This window comes from Pseudomonas sp. efr-133-TYG-103a, from assembly GCF_030209235.1.
Classification (GTDB): domain Bacteria; phylum Pseudomonadota; class Gammaproteobacteria; order Pseudomonadales; family Pseudomonadaceae; genus Aquipseudomonas.
Genome location: NZ_JARVSK010000004.1, coordinates 18,091 through 40,742, shown reverse-complemented (window position 1 = coordinate 40,742; position 22,652 = coordinate 18,091). Strand labels below are relative to the sequence as shown.

The window sequence follows — 22,652 nt, the reverse complement described above, 5'->3', positions numbered from 1 at the left end:
TCGGACTAACCTTACACGAACAATAAAGCGCATTGGATCAACCGATGAACAAACTACTGGTTAGCCTGCTTCTGACCTTTGGCATTGCTGGCGCGACGCTCGCCGCCGATGCGGTGGTAGGCGACCCGGCCGCAGGCCAGGCAAAAACGGCGGTCTGCGGGGCTTGTCATGGGCCCGATGGCAACAGCATGGCTCCCAACTTTCCCAAACTGGCAGGCCAAGGCCCGCGTTATCTGCTCAAGCAACTGCACGAAATCAAGGATGGCAAGCGTGTCGTCCTCGAAATGACCGGCTTGCTCAACAACTTCAATGATCAGGATCTGGCCGATATCGCTGCCTGGTTCGCCAGCCAGAAAGGCAGCGTGGGCGCCGCTGACCCGAACTTGGTGGCGCGCGGCGAGGCGTTGTTCCGGGGCGGCAAGCTGGACCTCGGCATGCCGGCATGCACTGGATGCCATTCACCCAACGGCGCAGGTAACGCTGCCGCGGGTTTTCCGCACCTTGGCGGGCAGCACGCAGATTACGTGAAGAAACAGCTGACGGCGTTTCGCGAAGGCGAGCGTACCAATGACGGCGACACCATGGTCATGCGCACGATTGCCTCCAAGTTGAGCAACAAGGATATCGAAGCCCTGTCGGCGTATATTCAGGGGCTGCACTGATCGGGCACAACGCGCGTTCGGGGCGCTTTGGCCAGTGAAATGTTTGTTAATGTTTCCCCGCATCGACGGGCTAAAAAGGGTAGCGAACGGCTGCCCTTTTTTGTGCCGACAGGCGTTACACTTGCGAACTCGTATCACCTCGCCCGGTCGAACTGCGGCCATCGAGGTGACTTTTCATGCCCAGGAGTTAAGCATGCGTAATCTGATTCTCAGCGCCGCTCTGGTTTTCACCAGCCTGTTCGGTCTGACCGCTCATGCGGCGGAGCCGATCGAAGCCGGCAAGCAATATGTCGAGCTGAGCAGCGCCGTCCCTGTTTCCGAACCCGGCAAGATCGAAGTCGTCGAAATGTTCTGGTACGGCTGCCCACACTGCTACGCGTTCGAGCCGACCATCAATCCCTGGGTTGAAAAACTCCCTGCCGACGTTCACTTCCTGCGCATTCCTGCAATGTTCGGCGGTCCTTGGGATGCTCACGGCCAGCTGTTCATCACGCTGGACACCATGGGCGTCGAGAAGAAAGTCCACGCCGCCGTGTTCGATGCCATCCAGAAAGGCGGCAAGCGCCTGACCGACCCGAACGACATGGCCGAATTCGTCGCCACTCAGGGCGTCGACAAGACCAAGTTCCTCGAGACCTTCAACTCGTTCGCAGTGAAGGGCAAGATCGCCCAGTACAAAGAGCTGGCCAAGAAGTATGAGATCAGCGGCGTACCGACCATGATCGTCAACGGCAAGTATCGTTTCGACCTCGCCTCTGCGGGCGGTGCGGATCAGGCGCTGGAAGTGGCTGATCAGCTTATCGCCAAAGAGCGCGCCACGCTGACTGCCAAGTAAGCCCTGCATCATGGGGCGCTGGGGTACTGAACGTGTCGTTGCCCGGCATACGCCCAAGGTCAACGAGCGTCATCTGCAGAAAACAGGGTTGCCGGCCGATGGCCGGCTGCGTTTGCTCAGTTTCAACATTCAGGTGGGCATCAGTACCGAGCGCTACCGGCACTACCTGACCCGCGGCTGGCAGCATCTGCTGCCGCACAACGGCCGGGCCGGGAACCTGCAAAAGATCGGCGACCTGCTCAACGACTATGATCTGGTCGCTTTGCAGGAAGCCGATGGCGGAAGCCTGAGGTCGGGCTACGTCAATCAAGTCGAACACCTCGCTCAGCTCGGGTCCTTTCCGTACTGGCATCAGCAACTCAACCGAAACCTGGGACGTCTTGCTCAACACAGCAACGGCGTGCTCAGCCGCTTGCGTCCCTGGGACATCGAAGATCACCCGCTGCCCGGGCCTGCCGGTCGTGGCGCCATCCTCGTGCGCTTCGGCGAGGGACCGGACGCGTTGGTCGTGGTGGTCATGCACCTTGCGCTGGGCGCTCGGACGCGCACTCGCCAGCTGGCTTACATTCGTGAGCTGATCGGCGGTTATCGTCATCAGGTGCTCATGGGTGACATGAACACCCACGCCACCGATCTGCTGGAGCTCTCGCCTTTGCGCGATCTGGGCCTGCTTGCGCCGCAGATCGAGGCGACCTTCCCCAGCTGGCGCCCGCAGCGCTGCCTGGACCACATTCTTCTGAGCCCGACCCTGACGCTTGAGAAAGTGCAGGTGCTGGCCCAGCCCATTTCCGATCATCTGCCGGTCGCGGTGGAGATTCGCTTGCCGGCCTCATTAATCGGTGACTCGCTGCCGATAACAAGCACATCTCCTCTCGGACCTTCGGAATGAGCGACGAAGCACAACGCTGGAAAGAAAAGTACCTGAAAAGCATCGAGCAGCAAGACAAGCTCGAGCGGCGTTGGAACGCGCGCCTCGACCTGCTGCGTCGGGGTCTGGTACGTAGCAGCCTGGCGGCCGAAGGTGCCGACAAGGCCGTCGATCAGTGCATGAAGGAAATGCGCGAGATCGTCCGCAAGGACGACATGGACGCTGGACTCGCGGCGTTGATCCCGCGCCTTGAGAAGGCTGTGCTGGACTCTGAACAGCGACGCGAGAAGCGCGTCGAGCAAATGGGCACCGCGTTGACCTCTCTGGTCGCTCAGTTGCAATCGCTGCCGCTGCCCAAGGAAGTCAGCAAGCCGCTCAAACGCTTTGCCAAGAACCTGGAAGACCGCGTCACCCAGGCGCGCGAACTACCGCTGCTGCTCAGTGAGTTGAGTGGCCTGCAGGGAAAGGCGCTGTCGCAGCTCGATCATCCCGAGGAAGCCGCCCGTCCCGGTTTCCTGCAACGTCTGTTCGGCAGCCACGCCCATGGCGAGGGTGAGGAGCCCGCGCCGGTTGTGCAGCCTGCCGTCGAGCCGGCAAAACCCATCGCCCGTGAAGTGGATGACGAGCCTGCGCCCACATCGGAGGCCACGGCGCAGCAAGAGGCGCAGTGGATCAACGAGGCCCCCGTTTCAAGCGAACGCCCGACCGCTCCCGAAAAAGCGGCGTCATCTACTGAGCCCCCGGCCTTGGAGCCAGTGCCCGTACCTCAGTCGTTGGCCCCGGCCGTCGAGCGCAACGAGCACGTTGACGCGGTCGAACCGGCACCTGACGAGCCTGCCAACGCTTTGCCAACTGACGCTGAGGTCAGTGAGGCGCAAGCGAAGTTCGTTGAACACGCCATTGAGCCTGATGCCGAGCCCGTCGCTGATGCCGAACCGGCTGCGGAGCGTCCATCGACCGTCGCGGATGACGAGGCCGTCGTAGACGACGAAGCGTCGGTTGCCGAGCAGTCCGTGGCGGATGAGGCCAACGAAGCGTTGGTCGAAGAGCCGGATGACGAAGAAGACGAGGAGGACAGAGAGGTCGAGGACGAGGACGGTCCGTATGCACTGCCCTCCTCACCTGAGCCCAGTTACAGCTCGGTTGCAGCGCACATCGAAGACACGCTGCTGGGGCTGCTCAACGATCTGACGCTGCCTGAACATCATCGCCCGCAAGCTGAAGCCATGCGCGCGCGGCTCGAACATGGGCTGAACTGGTACGAATTACTGCCGATTCTCGACGATCTCGCTGTGTTGATGCTGGCGATCACTGACAGCGGGCAGCACGAGTTCGAGGCGTACCTCAAGCAGCTCAACGAGCGCCTTGAGTCCTTTCAGAGCAACCTGCGCGCCGCGAGTGAAGACCATGCCGACCAACAGTCGGCATCACGGCAACTGGACGATCAGTTACGCGAGCATGTCGGCGGGTTGCAAAGCAGCGTTCAGGAAGCGGCAGATCTGAATACGCTTAAAAACGTTCTTGAAAGCCGCCTCGAAGGTCTGATCAGCACCATGGATCAGCATCAACAGCAGCGCGATCAGCGCGAACAAGAAGTCGCCTCGCGCCTGCAGTCTCTGGCCAGCCGCGTGGCGACGATGGAGCAAGAGGCTCAAGGGTTTCGCGTGCATCTTGAGGAACAGCGACAGAAAGCGTTGATCGATACGCTGACCGGCCTGCCGAACCGTGCGGCATGGAACGAGCGCCTGGAGCACGAAATCGATCAGTTGCAGAAAAAGCGCGCCAGTCTGCTGCTGGGCATTCTGGACCTCGATCACTTCAAGCGCATCAACGACGGCTACGGGCATCTGGCCGGCGACAAAGTCTTGAAGATCATTGCCGGGCAATTGAAAAAGCGTCTTCGACCTTCTGATTTCATCGCACGTTTTGGCGGTGAAGAATTCGTCTTTCTGCTGCCCCATACGCAGATGGAGGAAGGGCTTGCGCTGCTTGAACGGCTGCGCGCTGCCATCGAACAATGCCCGTTCCACTTCAAGGGCGAGCCGGTCACCATCACCGTCTCGATGGGGATTACCACTTTCAGGCTTGGCGAGCGCAGCGACGTGGTGCTCAAGCGTGCAGATCAGGCGCTGTATCGGGCCAAGGACGAGGGGCGGAATCGAATCGAGCAAGGTTGAGCCTTGCGTCAGTTCATCGAAATACTCAGCCAATTTTGAGCGCATCGGCAGCGCTACGTTACACTGTTGCATTATTTGCCGGTGTGCTCTGCCTTTTATGAAGTCTCTGATTGCCCTTTCCCTGCTCCTGCTGCTCACCGCGTGCGCCAGTGGCCCGAAGCTGGACACCAGCCATCCCTCAGCGAATTACGACAGCCGCGCGCAATTCGTGGTGGTGCATTACACCTCCGCGTCGCTTGAGCGATCGCTGGCGCTGCTGACTCATGGCGAAGTCAGTGCGCATTATCTGATCGGAGACGGTCCGGCGACGACCTACAAGCTCGTAGACGAAAGCCAGCGGGCGTGGCATGCCGGCGAAAGCGAGTGGGACGGTCGCACTTGGCTGAACTCGAGCAGCATCGGCATCGAGATCGTGAATCCGGGCTATCGCGACACGCCTACCGGGCGTCTGTGGTACCCGTACAGTGAAGCGCAGATTAAAGCGCTGATCGTGCTGCTCAAGGACATCGTCAAACGCAATCGCATAGAACCCCGGCACGTGATCGGTCACAGCGACATCGCGCCCTTTCGCAAGCTTGATCCCGGCCCGTTGTTTCCATGGAAACGTCTGGCGCAGGAAGGGCTGGGCATCTGGCCCGACGAGCAGCAGGTCGCTCAGCGGCAAACCCAGATGATGGGTGTGATGCCGAATATTTCCTGGTTTCAGCAACAATTGGCGTTATTGGGCTATCCGACCCCGCAAACCGGGGAGCTGGACATCGCTACACGCCACGTTATAGCGGCCTTCCAGATGCATTACCGTCCGCAGAAATTTGACGGCGAACCGGATCTTCAAAGTGCAGCTATCCTTCAGGTTCTGAACCTCAGGCACTAAGTTAGCCATCCTCTCATTTTTTTTCGGGCTATTTGCGCGCTTGTTGCTATACATCAGTAGTATTCATTTGGATGACGGCCGATGTTTACGGCGACGCCGCAACTGCGCACTTTTCTCTATCGCCCGGCGCTTCTGGCGCTTCTCGCGGCGTTGCTGAGCGCGGTCGTCCTGCTTTCAGCCAGTTTCGGTCTCGCCATGCATCAGGCGCGACAAGAAGAAAGTGCCCAAATGAATGCCCAGGGCGAGCGATTCCTAGTGAGACTGGAGCAGTTATTTGGCCAGTTGCGCGCAGGGCTTGATCAGCTTGAAGCCCAGCCGCTGCGCGGGTGCAGCCCTGAAATGGTTGAGCAGCTGCGCCAGGTGAACTCCCGCTACCGCTTCATTTATGAAGTCGCGTTTGTCGACAACACCCAGTTCTGTTCGAGCTGGACACGCCAGAGCATGATCGGCAAGCCAAGGGCGCCGGATATTCGCGGGCCGACTTACGATTACTGGCTCAACACTTCCACCCAACCCGATGACAATCTCGCCTCGCTGATGCTGGGGCGTGGTGACTTCAGGGTGTCGACCTCTCGCGGGCATTTGACCGATGTTGTGGATTTACCCGCTGGCGGCAGTCTGGTCGTGGTATTGGGCCAAGGGACCAAGGCGATTCCGGTGCTGGGGCCGACTCAACCCTGGCCGCCGACGCCCGACTGGACGCCGACCAAGGTCGAGACGTTGATAACGACCCACGACAAACTGGTGTACCGGATGCCCACACAGAGCCCGGAATATCAGCTGGTGCTGATCACGCCGCGCAGCGGCCTGCAGCAGAAGGTCACGGGGGCGTGGTGGCTGCTGGTGCCCGCCAGCCTGCTGGTTTCTTTGTGCATCGGGATTCTGGTCTTGCAACTGGTCAGGCAGCGTCAGTCGCTCGGTGGTGAACTGCACGGCGCGCTGAGGCGTGGCGAATTGAAGGTTTTGTATCAGCCTATTTTCGACCTCAACACCCGCTTGTGCGTGGGCGCTGAGGCATTGGTGCGGTGGCGACGACCAGACGGCACGCTCACCAGCCCGGATCTGTTTATCCCGCTGGCGGAAAACACCGGGCAGATCCGCCAGATCACCGATTTCGTGCTGCAACAACTGCTTGAGCAGCTCGGGCAGCTGCTGCGCGCCAATCCGCATCTTTATATTTCGGTGAATTTGGCGGCTTGCGACGTGATGGCGCCGCGGATCGGCCGGGTCACGGCCAAACTGCTGGCGCTGCACCGGGTCGCGCCGCGACAGATCGCTTTCGAGGTCACTGAGCGCGGGCTGGTGGATGTGGTGGTCGCGCGCAATCATCTGCAGGCGCTGCGCGACCGGGGGCATCAGGTATTGATCGATGACTTCGGCACGGGCTATTGCAGCCTGGCGTACCTGCAGACGCTGCCGGTGGATTGCCTGAAGATCGACAAAGCGTTCATCGACGCGCTGGGTCATGATGCCGCCAGCAGCGGCGTCGCCCCGCACATCATTCGCATGGCCCATGCGCTGCAGTTGCGGGTGATCGCTGAAGGTATCGAGTTTGAGTCTCAGGCGCTGCTGCTCAAGAGCGAAGGCGTGATTTACGGGCAGGGCTGGCTCTTTGCCCGACCGCTGAGTGCGGCCAAATTCACTGAGCTTGTCACTGGCGGGCGACGCAGCAGTGGCCGCAGGACAGATGATGTAGCGTGAAACCGGGTCGCGCCAGAAGCGTCGCTTAAAGCGGCAGCGCCATATAGAACTGCGTGCCCTGCCCAGGGCGGGAGTACACGCCCATCCGTCCGCCATGCAGTTGCACGATCTCTTTGCACAACGCCAGACCCAGCCCCGCGCCGCCTTTTTTGCGGCCGACCTGCACGAAGGGCTCGAAGATCCGGGCCTGCTGGCCGTAGGCGATGCCTTCGCCGTTGTCTTCGACGCTGATGATCAGGCGCTCTCCGTGACGTCGAGCTTGCAGGCGGATCAGACCTGATTGCGGCGTATGGCGCAGCGCATTATCCAGCAGATTGTCCAGCACGCGGTCCAGTTGGGCCTTGTCGGCCTGCAACCTGGGCAGCGGTTCCTGCATTTCCATTAACACCAGAACATCCTGCTCCGCAGCCGGCTCTGCAAAGCGCTGGCGAGCGGCGCCGAGCAATTCCCCAATGTCGCAGGGTTCCAGCGTGAGCTTTTGCAGGCCATTCTGATAGCGGGAGAAATTGAGGAGGTCGTTGATCAACTGCATCAAACGCTGCATTTCTTCGTTCACGGTGTCCAGCAGGTCCATTTCGCGCGAGTCGGGCGGGAAGTGCACGCGTTCCTGCAGCAGGCCGAACGCCATGTGCATCCCCGTCACCGGCGTTCGCAACTCATGGGACGCGCGCAGGACGAACTCACTGCGTACACGCTCGAATGCGCGTTGCTCCGTGACGTCATGCAGCACCATCACAGCGCCCAGAATATGGCCTTTGGTGTGACTGACCGGCGTCAGGCTGTAGGTCAGCAGGCGGGTTTCTCCGTCAACCTCGATGGAAAGGTCCTCGGGCGCCCGTTCTAGCGTTCCGCCACGCAGCACCAGATACAGCTGCTCGTCCAGCTCGGGTCGTTGCAAGGCTTCGCCCAAGCCCTGGCCCAGTCGGCCCTCTTCCCAACCCAGCTGGCGCTGGGCGACAGGGTTCAAATGCTCCAGGCGGCCTTGCCGATCAATCATCAGCAGGCCGTCGTCGATGCTGTCCAGCACTGCCTGAAGCCTTTGCTGCCCTGCGAGCAACTGATCGATGTTGGTGACCTGATGCTGGCGAAGCGATTCGGCCATCATGCCGAAACGACGGGTCAGCTGGTTCATTTCCGACGCCGAAGAGATAGGCAGCGTGACGTCGAAATTCCCTTCGCCGATCTTGTCCGCCGCCCGGGCCAACGCCTCGATAGGCCCACCGAAGCGGCGGGCAATGCCATGAGCGGTGATGAAGCCGATCGCCAGCACGGCCAGACCGACCAGACCCAGCAGCGACGCCACCCACAACGCTTTTGATCGTGAGGCGCTTTCGGCGTCGTTGATATTGGCAAGCGCCTGACGATGCGCATCGAGCAGACCGTTTCGCAGCGTATTGAAGGCGTTGGTGACTTCGGTGTCATCGGTCAGGGAGTTGGCCGGCTGCCTGGAGTCCTGCAACGCCCTGAGAAAACGCTCGTAGTCCCCGCGCGCTTTTTCAAAGCCGCTGTGCGTGTTGGTCTGCTGGTCATGATCGATGCCCTGATCGAGCAGTTCCTGGAACTGCTGCTGATTCTGTTGCAGCGCCTTGGGATCAGGATCGTCCTTGAGCAACATCACCAGTTGATCGCCCAGGTTCTGTCGCAACTTGAGACCGATATCCAGCGTGATGAAGTTGTGTCTGATCAGCGATTCCTGCGACTTGGCCATCTGCATGACGCTGACCAGGCCCAGCAGCAGGCCCAGCAACGCCACCGTGATGAGTGCCGAGATGCTGAGGAACAGCCGGGTACGCAACTTCATTGCGAACATTATCGATCGCCTGTCACAGGTTGTACTGCTTGCGCTTGCGGTACAGCGTCGAGGCATCGATACCCAACGTGCGCGCAGCCTGATCGAGCGTGTCACTGGTGGCCAGCACGGCGCCGATGTGCGCCTTCTCAAGCTCATCCAGGCTCAACGCCGCCCCCACGCGTGGCGCGTTGTTGGTCGGCTGTTCGGCCATGCCCAGGTGGCTGATTTCGACCTTTTCCTGGGGACAGATGATGCTGGCGCGTTCGATCACGTTACGCAATTCGCGGATATTGCCCGGCCAACGGTAATTGAGCAGCGCGCTGCGGGCTTCCTCGCTGAAACCGCGGGCAGGACGACCGTATTCCTTGACGAAGCGGGCCAGGAAACGGTCGGCCAGCGTCAGAATGTCTTCAGCCCGCTCGCGCAGCGGCGGCAGGTGCAACGTGATGACGTTCAGGCGATAGAGCAGGTCTTCACGGAAGCGCCCTTCCCGAACCATGTCTTCGAGTTTCAGGTTGGTGGCGGCCAGAATGCGCACGTCGGCACGGCGCGTTACCGGGTCGCCCACGCGTTCGTACTCTTTATCCTGAATGAAGCGCAGCAGCTTTGGCTGAAGGGTCAACGGGAAGTCGCCGATTTCATCGAGGAACAATGTGCCGCCATCTGCCTGATTGACCCGCCCGAGCGTGCTTTCGCTGGCGCCGGTGAACGCACCCCGGCTGTGGCCGAACAACTCGCTTTCCATCAGCTCGGCTGTCAGCGAAGGGCAGTTGATGGTCACACAGGCTTTTTTGGCGCGCTTGCTCCAGCCATGAATGGCCCGCGCCAGTTCGCCCTTACCGGTGCCGGACTCGCCGAGAATAAGAATGTTGGCGTCCGTATTGGCGACCTGACGCGCCGTTTCCAGAATGGCCATCATCGACGGGCTGTGAGAATCCAGTCCGTCCTTGGGTTTGCGCACTTCGCCTTCCAGCGCTTCGAGTCGTGCCGACAGTTGACGCACTTCCAGCTGTTTGGCCGTGGCCAGACGCAATTGATCCGGGCTGCAAGGCTTGACGAGATAGTCGGCTGCCCCCGCCTGAATGGCATCCACAGCGGTGTCGACCGCCGAGTGGGCGGTCACGATGACAACGCGCATCCACGGCGCTTGAATGCGCATCTGCGCCAGTACATCCAGGCCGTTGTCCTCGCCCAGACGCAAATCCAGAAAACAGACATCGAACACCTGACGCTGCAAAAGCGCCTCGGCCTGCGTCGCACTGTTGGCAGTGGCGACGCTGTAGCCTTCATCTTCCAGGCAATAGCGGAAGGTGCGAAGGATGGCGGATTCATCATCCACAAGCAGAATACGGCCCTGATTCTCAGCGGCTGCTTCCATTTTTCCTACGCTCCTAAATGAATGATCTTGGTTAGTCCCGGAAAAATCGGGCAAGTTGCATGGTTCATTCTGATTGATTCTGTGGGATGCATGGTAGCGATCTGAGGAAAAAACCAATAACCCATTGATCTGCGACGTTTCTGCGCATTCATATGGCTCGCATGAGGGTTGCGTGCGGGTGGCGGGGTGGGCTCAGAACAGAACATCTGGGCGAATGGAAAGTCTCTCCAGAAGTACCTTTTGCAACTGTCTGGAGACTTGCCATGCATCCGTTGAAGAAAATCGTCCTGGCCATTGCCGCTGTCGGCTCGCTTGCAGGGGCGCCTGTCATTGCCCACGCGGCCACGGGTGATTTGCAAACGCAATTGGCTGAAGCGCGTCAGGAAGGTTCGATCTGGACAGCCTTTGCGCTCAATCGCCATTTGAGTCCCTTCAAGATCAGCGTGGAGGTCGAGCAAGGCACTGCGACGCTTAAAGGCAAGGTCGAGAATCAGGTCGACAAGGACCTTGCCACGCAGATCGCCGGCGATACCCAAGGCATTAATAAGGTCGACAATCAGTTGGAGATCGATCCGCAAGTGGCTGCGGAGCCAGGCACCAAGGCGAACATGGCACAGCGTTTCGACGATGCCACGCTGACCGCGACGATCAAATCGAAGCTGCTGTGGAACAGCGTCACAGAGGGGCTGAACATTGAGGTCAGTGCAGCGCAAGGCGTAGTGACGCTCAAAGGTCAGGCCAAGGATGCCGAGGCCAAGCAATTGGCCGGAAGCCTGGCGAGCAACACGGACGGTGTGACCGAAGTCAACAACCTGATCAGCTTGAGCGCGCGGGATACGCAGGCGATCAAGGAGCAGAACGAGGCGCAGGCCAATAGCGTGCATGAAGAGTTCAGCGATGCCTGGATCACCAGTAAGGTCAAATCCAGCCTTATTTATAGCCGCAACCTCGACGGCCTGAATATCAAGGTGGAGACCAAGAGTGGCGTCGTCAGCCTGGATGGGGTGGTTGCCAACTACGCGGAGAAGGAACTGGCCGTGGAGATCGCCCGCAACATCCGCGGCGTCAAAGGCGTCGACGCTGACACGTTGCGAGTCATGACCCGTAGCGCGGGCTGATTCTCGTCTCAATGCAGCAGGGCTTGCCGCTCGGCAAGCCCTGCAGAGATTAGCGACTGAATACCCATCAGCTTCCCCTCTGGACCGATGTTCTGGGTCAACGTCCGCGACAGTTTGTCCCACGTCTTCGTGCAGAACGCACGATGCCAAATGTTCAATCGTGCAGCTTGCTGTTTCAGGGCGGCACCGACTGGTTCATAACTCCTTGATTTATAAGGGTTTAATCGATCAAAAAAAGCTGGCACACGGCGTGCAATATCACTGGTAACAACGGCCTGTGTCGACGGCCAACAAGATTGCCAGGAGTCAGCTGAATGAACACTCAACATCTCGCCAAACTGCGTATCTCCCCGCTGCAAGTGCAGCAAGGTCTGTTTGCCAGTCTGGCGCTGATGGTCACCCTCATCGTGGTGCAGCAGTTCACTCACTGGAACCAACAGCAGGAAATGACTCAAGTGCCCCACCATTACACCCACAGCGCGCCATTCGCCAAGGCGAGTGCGTTGAAGGCGTCTGACGTAGCCCTGAGTCTGCAGACAGTTGATGACGCGGAGGCGGTTAACGACCAGGCGCCACGTCAACAGAGTTGGGTCTTCTGATCACAGCGATCGCGGTCCCGATCTACCTTGAGGGTCAACGTCGACACCTCGCCGTAGCAAGAAATTAAAAACAGTAAGGAGAATCACCATGTTGAGCTGGGCTATCACATTTCTGATCATCGCCATTGTTGCAGCGGTTCTGGGCTTCGGTGGTATCGCGGGCACTGCCACCGGTATCGCCAAGATTCTCTTTATCGTGTTCCTGGTTATGTTTGTGGTGTCGTTCTTCTTTGGTCGTCGCGGTCGGGGATAACGATGATCGCGAAGCACTTCTCTGCTCTGGCACTGGCGCTCCTTGCGGGCGCCAGTACGCTGGCTTCTGCGGCCAATGACGGACAGTCCCGGGTCAACGAGCTGCTCAGCTCTGATCCCGAGTACCGCCAGACATGGTCGTCGGTCGTGAAGAAGGAAGAGCGGTTGCCGGATTGGGTGATCAATCTCTCCGGCACGTCCGACCAAATGAATGCGGTGACCGAGGATGGTGACAAGTACCTGGTAGGGCCTCTTTGCGAAACCCAGGACACGTGCATCAATAAACGCCTCATTGTCGCGTTCAGCATGGACAAGGCTCATGCCTACGCCATGCTGGTCGAAGTCCCGGCGGGCTTGCCGGCGGATAAGTCCCCGACTCGCCACGCTGATTACCGGTTCCTCGGCGACCCCGACGAAGGCATGCAAGGTCTTCTGAAAGAACAGCTGAAGAAAGATCCGAACTGGTACTGATTCAGATGATGGAAGACCGAATGTGATTGGGTCTTCCTGAAAGCCGCGCAACCCGAGGAAGGTCTGCGCGTGACCAAGGGGCCGGGGCGTTCTGACCAATGGAGTGGCTGGAGCGAACCAGGTGTACAGGGAGTACTCCCATTCGTGGGCCGGGTCAGGCAAGCCGCAACGCAAGTCCATCGTCCGATTGAGCGTGAGCCGTTATCCGACAGTGGACTTGCGAGGCGCAAATTCTAGCGTTCTGATCTCATGCCTCAGCCGTTTTAGCGACAGATATCCCTACCTGTAATTCTTCCTACATCGTGTTTACACCCTTCCTACGACCGTATATCGAGAAAAAATCGTCGATGGCGGTACTTTGGCCGTTCATGACCAATCTGTCACTTGCGTGCCCTCTTCTTCCGCAAACATCGCTACAGGCGACGTTATAGCCACTTCCGAGCATTTAAACGCCAGCTGGAAAGTCAACTTCGAGTGGGCCTTTCGCCTAAGTCATTGATTTTCCTCATGCCGATTCGGCATGAGGTAGTCATTTACGGCATTAGACGATGAAGCCTTCCATGGGAATAGTTGCGCCCTTTTTCGCCTGCTAAGAGCTCGGATGCTCGCTTGCGGTCACCTTCTGGACATTTCCAAGGGCACCTGCGCTTGAACGCGTACAACAGACGTGCAGCGCTGGTTGAGAAGTGTCACAGCTACTACAACAAGGGTAATGACATGAAGAAGGCAAAACTGAGCCTCGCCTGGCAGATCCTCATCGGCCTGGTCCTGGGCATCGCGCTTGGCGCGGTACTGAACCACTTCAGCGCCGAGAAGGCCTGGTGGATCAGCAACATTTTGCAACCGGCGGGCGACATCTTCATTCGTCTGATCAAAATGATCGTCATCCCTATCGTGATTTCTTCGCTGGTCGTTGGAATCGCTGGCGTTGGCGACGCCAAGAAGCTGGGCCGCATCGGCCTCAAGACCATTCTTTATTTTGAAGTCGTCACCACGATCGCAATTGTGGTCGGTTTGCTGCTTGCCAACGTCTTCCATCCCGGCACCGGCATTGACATGAGCACGCTGGGGACGGTGGATATCTCGCAGTATGAGAAGACCACGGCCGAAGTGCAGCATGATCATGCGTTCATCGCGACCATCCTCAATCTGATCCCTTCGAACATCTTCGCTGCCGTCGCACGTGGCGACATGCTGCCGATCATCTTCTTCTCAGTGTTCTTCGGCCTGGGGCTTTCGAGCCTGAATGCCGAAGTGCGAGAGCCTTTGGTGAAGGTATTCCAGGGTGTATCGGAAACGATGTTCAAGGTCACTCACATGATCATGAACTACGCGCCCATCGGTGTGTTCGCACTGATTGCCGTGACCGTGGCCAACTTCGGTTTTGCCTCACTGCTGCCGCTGGCCAAGCTGGTGATTCTGGTTTACGCCGCCATCGCCTTCTTCGCGTTCGTGGTGCTGGGCCTGATCGCACGCCTGTTTGGCTTCTCGGTGATCAAGCTGATGCGCATCTTCAAAGACGAATTGGTGCTGGCTTACTCCACTGCCAGTTCCGAAACCGTGTTGCCTCGCGTGATCGAGAAGATGGAAGCCTACGGTGCACCGAAGGCCATCAGCAGCTTTGTGGTGCCGACCGGTTACTCGTTCAACCTGGATGGCTCGACCCTGTATCAGAGCATCGCAGCGCTGTTCATCGCGCAGCTTTACGGGATTGACCTGTCGATCGGTCAACAGCTGATGCTGGTGCTGACGCTGATGGTGACCTCCAAAGGCATCGCGGGCGTTCCGGGTGTGTCGTTCGTGGTGTTGCTGGCGACGCTGGGCAGCGTCGGTATCCCGCTCGAAGGCCTGGCTTTCATCGCGGGTGTCGACCGCATCATGGACATGGCGCGTACGGCCTTGAATGTGATCGGCAACGCGCTGGCGGTACTGGTCATCGCGCGCTGGGAAGGCATGTACGACGACGCCAAGGGCGAACGTTACTGGAACTCCCTGCCGCACTGGCGCAGCAAGGAATCCCTGCCTGCCGGTCAGTCGACAGTCGATTGATTGCTGAGCAGAGCTGACCAACGGACCCCGCCCTCATGCGGGGTTTGTTGTTTTGAGTTTCAGCTGGCCGCTCCCACGGTGGTGTGCTCTCGCCGCAGATCGCGGGCCGCGCCGCATGACATCGTAAGCGCGTGGCGCCTCAAGTCCGCGCGTCGTGTCTGGTAAATGTGGGATAGGGTTTGTTGTTTGCGCCCTCGCCGCTATCATCCCCGCATCTTCCGAGGGGACTTACCGATGCTCAACGGCCTATGGCTTGGCTTTTTCGTGGTTGCGGCGATTTCCGCGCTGGCGCAGTGGTTGATTGGCGGCAACGCAGGGATCTTCGCGGCGATGGTTGAAAGCATCTTCGCCATGGCCAAGCTTTCGGTTGAGGTGATGGTGCTGCTGTTCGGCACGCTGACGTTGTGGCTCGGCTTCCTGAACATCGCTGAAAAGGCCGGAATCGTTGACTGGCTGGGCAAGGTGCTCGCGCCACTGTTCCATCGTCTGATGCCTGAAGTCCCGCGCGGCCATCCTGCTCTGGGCCTGATCACCCTCAATTTCGCCGCCAACGCACTGGGCCTTGATAACGCTGCCACGCCAATCGGCCTCAAGGCCATGCGCTCGCTGCAGGAACTCAACCCCAGCCAGACCGTTGCAAGCAATGCGCAAATTCTGTTTCTGGTCCTCAATGCCTCGTCGCTGACGCTGTTGCCGGTGACCATCTTCATGTACCGGGCGCAGCAAGGCGCGGTCGATCCGACCATGGTGTTCCTGCCGATTCTGCTGGCGACCAGCGCGTCGACGTTGGTGGGCCTGCTTTCGGTCGCGGTCATGCAGCGCCTGCGCTTGTGGGATCCGGTGGTGCTGGCCTATCTGGTGCCCGGAGCGCTGTTGCTTGGCGGCTTCATGGCGGTGCTGGCCGGGTTGTCCGCTACCGCGCTTTCCAGCCTTTCGTCCATATTGGGCAACGTCACGCTGTTTGGCATCATCATGGTGTTTCTGGTGATCGGCGCGCTGCGCAAGGTCAAGGTCTACGAAACATTTGTCGAAGGCGCGAAGGAAGGCTTCGACGTGGCGAAGAACTTGCTGCCGTATCTGGTGGCAATGCTGTGCGCGGTGGGCGTCTTGCGCGCTTCCGGAGCGCTTGACCTGATTCTGGAAGGGATTCGCCACGGGATTCAGTGGATGGGCCTGGACACGCGCTTTGTCGATGCCCTTCCGACCGCGCTGGTCAAACCGTTTTCAGGCAGCGCAGCGCGTGCCATGTTGATCGAAACCATGAAGACCCAAGGTGTCGACAGCTTCCCGGCGCTGGTGGCCGCGACCATTCAGGGCAGTACCGAAACCACGTTCTATGTGCTCGCCGTGTACTTCGGCGCAGTGGGTATCCAGCGCGCGCGCCATGCCGTCGGCTGCGCGCTGCTTGCGGAACTGGCAGGCGTCATCGCTGCCATTCTGGTGTGCTACTGGTTCTTCGGCTCGGCCGTGTAGTGCCGCTGACCCTGCTCCACAGTCCATTGCAGAACCTGGGCCGCCAGCGAGTCGCTGGCTTGGCCGAATCCCGCCACAACGGCCGCAACCTGCTTGTCGCCCACGGGTTGATGCACCTCGAAACGGCGGCTGGCTACGATGCGCTGACGCTCATCGGACAGCCGCGCATCCAGTCGAATCACCACTTCGATGGCATGCCCGCGGTACTCGCTCTGAAAGGCCTGTAACTCGCCGCCCAGCTCGAAATCCGCCTGCAAGTTGCTGTCATCGGTGCTGATCGATAGCACCCGGCCGTCGCGATAAAACGCGTCGGTCAGGCGATTGCGCAGCAACACGGGCGCCGGGTCGCTCCATCGCGCGCCCTTGTAACTGCTGATCACGTCACCCTGCGGGATCACCGCAATACGGGCGCTGTCCAGAGTCTCGCTGGATTTGGGACGCACGACCCGCAGAGACCAGGGCGCAGGCGTCTGCGCTTTGCTGGTGGCTGACGCAGTCGGCAGCCGGTAGACGTCAGACGGCTCCTGCTTGGGCAAAATGGAGCACGCTGCCGTCGACAACAGGGCAGTCACCAGCAGCAGTCGGGTAATTGAGTGACCGGCAAGCCTCATGGCTCAAACTCCTTGTTCTTGTCGCTGCCGAGCAGATACCCGCTGGGGTTGGCATTCAGGCTGCGTGAGATGGTTTTGAGTGACGACAGGGTTTCGCGCAGTTCGCGGATCGCCGGACCCAGTTCACCCAGGCCCTGCAGACCGCCATTGACCGAGTCCTGGTTGTCTTTGAGCAATGCGTTGATGGTCAGGCTGCTCTGCTCCAGCGACTTCATCGCCTGCTGCGCACTGGCGATGGCTTGCTTGCCGTCACTGGTCAGCAGTTGGTTGGCGTTGCGCATCAAGGTCGATGTCTGCTCCAGCGTGGTGCCTGCCTGCTTGCTCAAAACCGTCATCTGCTTGAGCGCCTGTCGGATATCGTCACGCTGATCTGAGATGACTCCGGTGGTCTGTTCCAGATGCTGCAAGGTTTTGGTCAGCGTCTTCACATTGTCCGAAGAAAACATCTCGTTGGTGTTGTGCAGCAGCGTGTTGATGCCGGTCAGCAGGTCGTTGCTGTCGTTGAGCAAACGTGAAATCGGCGATGGCGACGCGATGATCACCGGCAGGTTGCCGTCTTCGCCCTTCAGAGGCTCGCTCTGTGGCGTGCCGCCGCTGAGCTGAATGATCGAGGTGCCGGTGATGCCAGCGAGCGCGAGTTTGGCAAACGTGTCGCGCTTGATCGGTGTCTCGCCGGCGACGCGAATCTGCGCCAGTACGCGGCGCGGGTCTTGAGGGTCCAGACGCAGGTTGACCACGTCACCCACTTTGATGCCGCTGTATTGGACGGGACTGCCTCGCGACAGGCCTGTCACGGCTTCGTTGAACACGACCTGATAATCCTTGAACGCTGTGTCCACGCTGGACTTGGCCAGCCACAGGCCGAACAGCAGCGCGGCGGCGACCACGATCACTGTGAACAGGCCGATCAAGACGTGATGGGCGCGGGTTTCCATCATGAGACCTCGTGTGGGTGAGTGGCCGCTGCATAGGCCGAGCGGCCGCGCGGGCCATGAAAGTATTCGTGAATCCAGTCATCCTTGTACGCCGACACCTTGTCGATGCTGTCGGCCACCAACACCCGTTTCTGCGCCAGGACCGCGACCCGGTCGGTAATGGTGTACAGCGTGTCCAGATCGTGGGTGACCATGAACACGCTCAAGCCCAATGCGTCTCGCAGCGTGAGAATCAGTTGATCGAAAGCCCCGGCGCCGATGGGGTCCAGCCCGGCGGTCGGCTCGTCCAGAAACAGGATGTCCGGATCCAGCGCCAGCGCTCGGGCCAATGCCGCCCGTTTGATCATCCCGCCCGACAGCGACGCCGGGTATTTGTGCGCGGCCGACAGCGGCAGTCCGGCCAGCGCCATCTTGATCCCGGCCAGATGCTCGGCTTCTTCGCGGTTCAAGCCGGCGTGCTCGATCAACGGCAGGGCAACGTTTTCAGTGATGGTCAACGAGGAGAACAACGCGCCCTTCTGAAACAGCACGCCGAAACGTCGTTCAACTTGAGAGCGTTGTTTGTCCGGCAGATTCAGCAAATCCTGACCCAACACGCGGACATTACCTGCAGCGGGGCGCTGCAATCCGACAATGCTGCGCAACAGCACCGATTTGCCGCTGCCCGAGCCGCCGACGACGGCCAGGATCTCCCCGCGATACAGATCAAGGTCGAGATGCTCGTGCACCACTTGCGGCCCGAACCGATTGCTCAGGCCGCGCACCTGGATGACCGTTTCGCTGGGTTGTACGCACCGTCTGGTCACCAGCCGATCTCCATGAAAAACATCGCGGCCAGTGCATCCAGCACGATGACCACGAAAATCGACTGCACCACGCTCGATGTGGTGTGAGCGCCCACTGACTCGGCACTGCCTTCGACCTTGAAGCCCTCAAGACACCCGATCGCGGCGATGAAGAATGCAAAGATCGGCGCTTTTACGATACCCACCAGAAAGTGTTGAACGCCGATGTCGGCCTGCATTAACGACAGGAACATGGCCGGGGAAATGCCCAGCGAGAGTGCGCAGACCACGCCGCCGCCAACGATGCCGCAGATCATCGCGAGAAACGTCAGCATCGGCAGTGAGATGAGCAGCGCCAGAACGCGAGGCAGCACCAGCATCTCAGTAGGACTCATTCCCAGCGTCTGAAGGGCATCGAGCTCTTCATTGGCTTTCATCGAGCCGATCTGCGCAGTGAACGCGCTGGCCGTGCGGCCTGCCAATAGAATCGCCGTGAGCAGCACGGCAAATTCGCGCAAAAACGAGAAGCCGATCAGGTCGACGGTGAAAATTGTCGCGCCGAATGCCTTCAACACGGTGGCGCCCAGGAACGCCACGACAGCGCCCACCATGAAGGTCAGCAGTGCCACGATGGGTGCTGCGTCCAGGCCAATCTGTTCGATATGGGCGATGACCGAGGTGGTCCGCCAGCGCCGTGGGCGTAGCAGTGTCGTGACCATGGTTTGCAGGATCAGGCCGATGAAACCCAGCAACTGCAGGGTGTCCTTCAGAATGACATCGACTGCGCAGCCGATCCGGGCCAGCAGTTGGGTGCCAACGGCCACCTCTGGATCTTTCAGCGGCTGGCAGTAATCACTCAGCGCGCTCTGAATGGTCTGCATGAGCGCGCGACTGGACTCCGGCAAATTGGGCGCCTGAACTGCCAGCAGGCGCAGACGTTGCACTCCCAGCAGCTCGACCAGCAACGACGCGCCGGCGGTATCCAGCGCGCCCAGCTGGCTCATGTCTACCTGCGTACTGGGTCCGAAGCCTGAGCTGAGCGCGTCTGTCTGATGCTTGAGCGCTCGATAATGGGCAAGCGTCCAGTCTCCGGCGATCCGCAGCTGCGTGGGATCGGTCGAAGTATCCAGTAAGACGCTTCCCGAAACCTGGGAAGCGCTGGTAGCAAGGTGTGTCAGTGGCGTCATGGGAGCGAGCTTAGTTGGTTTTGGCCGGATCAGGCGAGCTCTCAGCTGGCGATTTGTCATCGGTTTTCGGCGTGTCGGAATCCGCCGGGCCAGCGTCGTCTGCCCCTGGTTTCAGGCCCGCTGGCGTGATCTTCTTGCGAGTGACTGCAGGCTGGTCTGTGTCGGTGACTTCAAAGCGCAACACCCCGATCATCTGGCCATCCTCGGTCAGCACACGCACCTGCCACTTGCCCAGTACATCAGGAGGAAAGTTCTGTTTGTGGGTCCAGGCCCGATAGCCTTCCTTACGTCCGCCATGAATGTCTAGAGCAATTCGATCGACCTCTTCGCCGTTATGCCGCCAGACATGGTAAATGCGCTCGTCCAGGCCGCGCGGCGCGTTGATCGAGGTGTAAGCGTACAGGCCGGAGCTGCGCAGTTGATTGACGCCGATCTCCTGAATGCTCTCGCCCGGCGTCCTGTTCTGGTTGTCGAACCGGGTGCTCACGGCGACTTCGGTCAGCCACAGCGTGGCCGGCGGCACCCACGAGCGCAACAACCAGCCTGCTCCGCCGATGGCCAGCGTCATCAGCACCAGCCCGATTGCGCGTTTCCAGTTGTTGATCGGGAAACTCGAGGCCAGGCTCGGAAAAGACAGCAGCATCGCCGTGATCAGCGAAAGCTTGTAGCTTTCAGCGGTGGTCAGGTGAAGGATGACCGGCAGCGCCGTGAGCAAGGCGGCGAATAGCGTCAGGGTGTGCAACGCCATGAACAGCCAGCGGCGTGGCGCCAGCCATTTGTAGTACAGCGGGTCGGTAATCGATACCAGCCCCGCAGCCGCCAGGATGCCGGTGAACACCAGTTGGCCGCTGTTCCATGTGGTAGTGACGAAGAAGAACGGCAGAACGAAGAACAGGCTTTCCTGATGAATCATCTGCGTGGCGTAGCGCAGTAAAGGCTGTGGGATCTCGCGTTTGAAGATCCTGGCGATCAATGCGACAGCGCTGTTTTCCACCATCAGCCACAGCCAGCTGACCAGCATGATGACCGCGATCCACGTCGCAAGCTTGGCCTGACGGTCCACCAGAATGAAGCTGCCGATCCCCGAGCAGAAGCCGAAGAATGCAATCACCCCCGGGTAGCGCTTGATGAACTCCAGTACGCGCTGTACGTGAGAGTTCTGCATGATGGCGTTCAAGTCCGGCATTTCGGTGTTCACTTTGGCGGTAGGAAAAATCCTTGGCAGGATACCAATGATCACAGTTCACACGTGCACGGAAACCACTTATGCCGACCGCATCGGCGCGCGATTTCCCTCTGTGTGGCACATAGCAGCAGTCATCTCTGCCAGCACGGAGTGGCAGACCAACCCGACATGCAGTTCTGCTGCCGCTTCGCTTCAGATCGCGGGCAAGCGCGCTTCTACATTGACTGACTGACCTGGACTCAGCGCACTCCTGTCAGATCGGGCGTCTTTTGTAGACCCGCCAACGCCAGAAAATCACGAGCGCGACCAGCGCCAGCAACGCCATCCCAATTTCATACAATTGGTCGTAGCTGATCAACGGCTCTTCAATGCGCAAGTATCCAGGCTGGCTCAGCAGCTGTCGCATCGCACGGTTTGCCAGATCCAGACTGACACCGCGGGTACGTTTGGCCGGGTCTTCGAAACGGCCGTCGTCGTAGTCGTTCAGCGCGCCCCAGTAGTAGTCCGCCAGCGCACTGTTGCCCTGCACCGCCCAGGCCTGCTTGGCGATGGACGCCTGTTGCAGACGGGCGAAGGTCGCCGGGTCCATGCCTTCTTTGCGTAACCGCTCCAGCATCGAACGCACGGCCGCCACCGCAGAGGCGACGTCGTCCCGCGACAGATCGGCATTCAGGCTGAGAAATCCGGTATCCCCGAACGCCTCACGATCGGTCCAAGGGCCATACGAATAGCCCTTGTCCAGACGCAACTCGCTGTACAGCGCCCAGTCCAGATAGGACTTCACCAGATCCCAGGTTTCATCGTGCTGCTCGCCCAGATCCGGCTCGGTGAAGAACAGATGCAGCTTGGCCCCGTCACCCAGCGCGCCGCGCACCAGCGTGCGTTCGGGTTCGGCCTTTTCAGACATCGTCAGCAGCGGAGGATGTTCGCTGGGGTCAACGGCATTCAGCTGGCCGAACGTGCGCTCCAGATAGGCTGGCAGCAATTTGTCCAGATCACCCACGATGATCAGCGTCATGTTGTTGGACGCGTACCAGTTGTCGTGGATGTTTTCGATCTGCTCGACGGTGAGGTGATCCAGCTCAGGCCGCTCCGGGCATTTGAGGCCCAATTCGACGGCCAGTTGATTGCTGGCGCCGTGGCCCAGGTCACGTTTGTCCAGCCAACGTTGCAGATGCGAGTAATGGCCACCGTCCTCGCGTTCGACGATCCGCTTGGCGGTGTCCACGTTGGCCTGATTCACCTGTGTATGGGTCAGCACGTTGAGCAGCAGGTCCAGCACCTTGCGCTGATTCTGCGCAGGCGCTTCGATCACGAATGTGGTGTCAGTGTTGCTGGTGAACGCGTTCCACTCCCCGCCCAGCGCCTGCATCTGCTGCTCGAGCCCCCCCTCGCCGCTGCTGTCGATGCCGCTGAACAACACATGCTCAAGCAAGTGCGGCAGTTCTTTGTCTTCGCATTTGAAATCATCGAAGCCGACGCCTACGACAAGGCGGATGGACACGTGGCCCTTTTCAGCGGGCTTGAGCAATAACTGCAAACCGTTGGGCAATACGTAGCCTTCCACCTGAAAGCGGTCGATGGCCATAGAGGTGAGGGATGTCAGACACAAACAAATGAACAGCAGGCAACGCATAAAAACGGGCTTCCTTGCGGGCCGGTATGTGTAACAGACTTCGGACCGGCCCCTGCGTTCACC

At 59.7% G+C, this 22,652-nt stretch carries 20 protein-coding genes; 12 read left to right on the top strand and 8 right to left on the bottom strand.

Annotated elements, in window-relative coordinates:
• Window positions 1-44 precede the first annotated feature (44 nt).
• From QRN36_RS02885 to QRN36_RS02860, 6 genes are all read left to right on the top strand, one after another.
• On the top strand, window positions 45-662 hold the full coding sequence (locus QRN36_RS02885; RefSeq protein WP_285422733.1) for a cytochrome c: 618 nt from the start codon (window positions 45-47) through the stop codon (window positions 660-662).
• Between the two features lie 193 nt (window positions 663-855).
• Window positions 856-1,497 carry a thiol:disulfide interchange protein DsbA/DsbL gene (locus tag QRN36_RS02880; RefSeq protein ID WP_285422732.1) on the top strand — a complete coding sequence of 214 codons (642 nt, stop codon included), beginning with the start codon at window positions 856-858 and terminating at the stop codon, window positions 1,495-1,497.
• 10 nt (window positions 1,498-1,507) lie between these two features.
• Window positions 1,508-2,386, top strand: a complete 879-nt coding sequence (locus QRN36_RS02875; RefSeq protein WP_093466672.1) for an endonuclease/exonuclease/phosphatase family protein — start codon at window positions 1,508-1,510, stop codon at window positions 2,384-2,386.
• The gene (locus tag QRN36_RS02870; RefSeq protein ID WP_285422731.1) at window positions 2,383-4,542 is read left to right on the top strand and encodes a GGDEF domain-containing protein; all 2,160 of its coding nucleotides are present in this window, start codon (window positions 2,383-2,385) and stop codon (window positions 4,540-4,542) included. The genes QRN36_RS02875 and QRN36_RS02870 overlap by 4 nt, the downstream gene beginning before the upstream one ends.
• A gap of 97 nt (window positions 4,543-4,639) precedes the next feature.
• A complete protein-coding gene (locus QRN36_RS02865) occupies window positions 4,640-5,416 on the top strand; it encodes an N-acetylmuramoyl-L-alanine amidase (protein ID WP_285422730.1) in 777 nt (258 codons plus the stop codon).
• An 81-nt stretch (window positions 5,417-5,497) separates the two neighbouring features.
• On the top strand, window positions 5,498-7,117 hold the full coding sequence (locus QRN36_RS02860) for an EAL domain-containing protein (protein ID WP_285422729.1): 1,620 nt from the start codon (window positions 5,498-5,500) through the stop codon (window positions 7,115-7,117).
• A gap of 25 nt (window positions 7,118-7,142) precedes the next feature.
• Here QRN36_RS02860 and QRN36_RS02855 read toward each other — a convergent pair whose 3' ends face one another.
• Together QRN36_RS02855 and algB are read right to left on the bottom strand one after the other, a co-directional pair.
• The gene (locus QRN36_RS02855; RefSeq protein ID WP_285422938.1) at window positions 7,143-8,930 is read right to left on the bottom strand and encodes a KinB sensor domain-containing domain; all 1,788 of its coding nucleotides are present in this window, start codon (window positions 8,928-8,930) and stop codon (window positions 7,143-7,145) included.
• Between the two features lie 10 nt (window positions 8,931-8,940).
• Window positions 8,941-10,287 carry a sigma-54-dependent response regulator transcription factor AlgB gene (gene algB / locus QRN36_RS02850; RefSeq protein WP_093466680.1) on the bottom strand — a complete coding sequence of 449 codons (1,347 nt, stop codon included), beginning with the start codon at window positions 10,285-10,287 and terminating at the stop codon, window positions 8,941-8,943.
• A gap of 263 nt (window positions 10,288-10,550) precedes the next feature.
• Here algB and QRN36_RS02845 point away from each other — a divergent pair, with 263 nt between their 5' ends.
• The 6 genes from QRN36_RS02845 to QRN36_RS02820 all read left to right on the top strand — a co-directional run bounded on the left by QRN36_RS02845 (window position 10,551) and on the right by QRN36_RS02820 (window position 16,249).
• Entirely contained in the window at window positions 10,551-11,405 is an 855-nt protein-coding gene (locus tag QRN36_RS02845) for a BON domain-containing protein (protein ID WP_285422728.1), read from the top strand.
• Window positions 11,406-11,719: 314 nt separating this feature from the next.
• Window positions 11,720-12,004: a hypothetical protein gene (locus tag QRN36_RS02840; RefSeq protein WP_285422727.1), complete on the top strand. Its 285-nt coding sequence runs from the start codon at window positions 11,720-11,722 to the stop codon at window positions 12,002-12,004.
• A gap of 88 nt (window positions 12,005-12,092) precedes the next feature.
• Window positions 12,093-12,257, top strand: a complete 165-nt coding sequence (locus QRN36_RS02835; RefSeq protein ID WP_025257796.1) for a DUF1328 domain-containing protein — start codon at window positions 12,093-12,095, stop codon at window positions 12,255-12,257.
• Window positions 12,258-12,259: 2 nt separating this feature from the next.
• A complete protein-coding gene (locus QRN36_RS02830) occupies window positions 12,260-12,727 on the top strand; it encodes an inhibitor of vertebrate lysozyme family protein (RefSeq protein WP_285422726.1) in 468 nt (155 codons plus the stop codon).
• A gap of 717 nt (window positions 12,728-13,444) precedes the next feature.
• Entirely contained in the window at window positions 13,445-14,776 is a 1,332-nt protein-coding gene (gene gltP, locus QRN36_RS02825; protein ID WP_285422725.1) for a glutamate/aspartate:proton symporter GltP, read from the top strand.
• A 234-nt stretch (window positions 14,777-15,010) separates the two neighbouring features.
• The gene (locus QRN36_RS02820; RefSeq protein ID WP_093466688.1) at window positions 15,011-16,249 is read left to right on the top strand and encodes a nucleoside recognition domain-containing protein; all 1,239 of its coding nucleotides are present in this window, start codon (window positions 15,011-15,013) and stop codon (window positions 16,247-16,249) included.
• Here the strand turns inward: QRN36_RS02820 and QRN36_RS02815 are convergent.
• The 6 genes from QRN36_RS02815 to QRN36_RS02790 form a co-directional block, all read right to left on the bottom strand.
• A complete protein-coding gene (locus tag QRN36_RS02815) occupies window positions 16,222-16,860 on the bottom strand; it encodes an ABC-type transport auxiliary lipoprotein family protein (RefSeq protein WP_285422724.1) in 639 nt (212 codons plus the stop codon). The genes QRN36_RS02820 and QRN36_RS02815 overlap by 28 nt on opposite strands.
• Window positions 16,857-17,795, bottom strand: a complete 939-nt coding sequence (locus QRN36_RS02810) for an MlaD family protein (protein WP_285422937.1) — start codon at window positions 17,793-17,795, stop codon at window positions 16,857-16,859. Before QRN36_RS02810 ends, QRN36_RS02815 begins: the two co-directional genes overlap by 4 nt.
• Entirely contained in the window at window positions 17,795-18,601 is an 807-nt protein-coding gene (locus QRN36_RS02805; protein ID WP_093466694.1) for an ABC transporter ATP-binding protein, read from the bottom strand. The genes QRN36_RS02810 and QRN36_RS02805 overlap by 1 nt, the downstream gene beginning before the upstream one ends.
• On the bottom strand, window positions 18,598-19,767 hold the full coding sequence (locus QRN36_RS02800; RefSeq protein ID WP_285422723.1) for an ABC transporter permease: 1,170 nt from the start codon (window positions 19,765-19,767) through the stop codon (window positions 18,598-18,600). Before QRN36_RS02800 ends, QRN36_RS02805 begins: the two co-directional genes overlap by 4 nt.
• 10 nt (window positions 19,768-19,777) lie before the next feature.
• A complete protein-coding gene (locus tag QRN36_RS02795; RefSeq protein ID WP_373568693.1) occupies window positions 19,778-20,953 on the bottom strand; it encodes a DUF5924 family protein in 1,176 nt (391 codons plus the stop codon).
• Between the two features lie 253 nt (window positions 20,954-21,206).
• Window positions 21,207-22,589 (bottom strand): pitrilysin family protein, encoded by a 1,383-nt coding sequence (locus QRN36_RS02790; RefSeq protein WP_285422722.1) that lies wholly within the window; start codon window positions 22,587-22,589, stop codon window positions 21,207-21,209.
• Window positions 22,590-22,652: the final 63 nt, after the last annotated feature.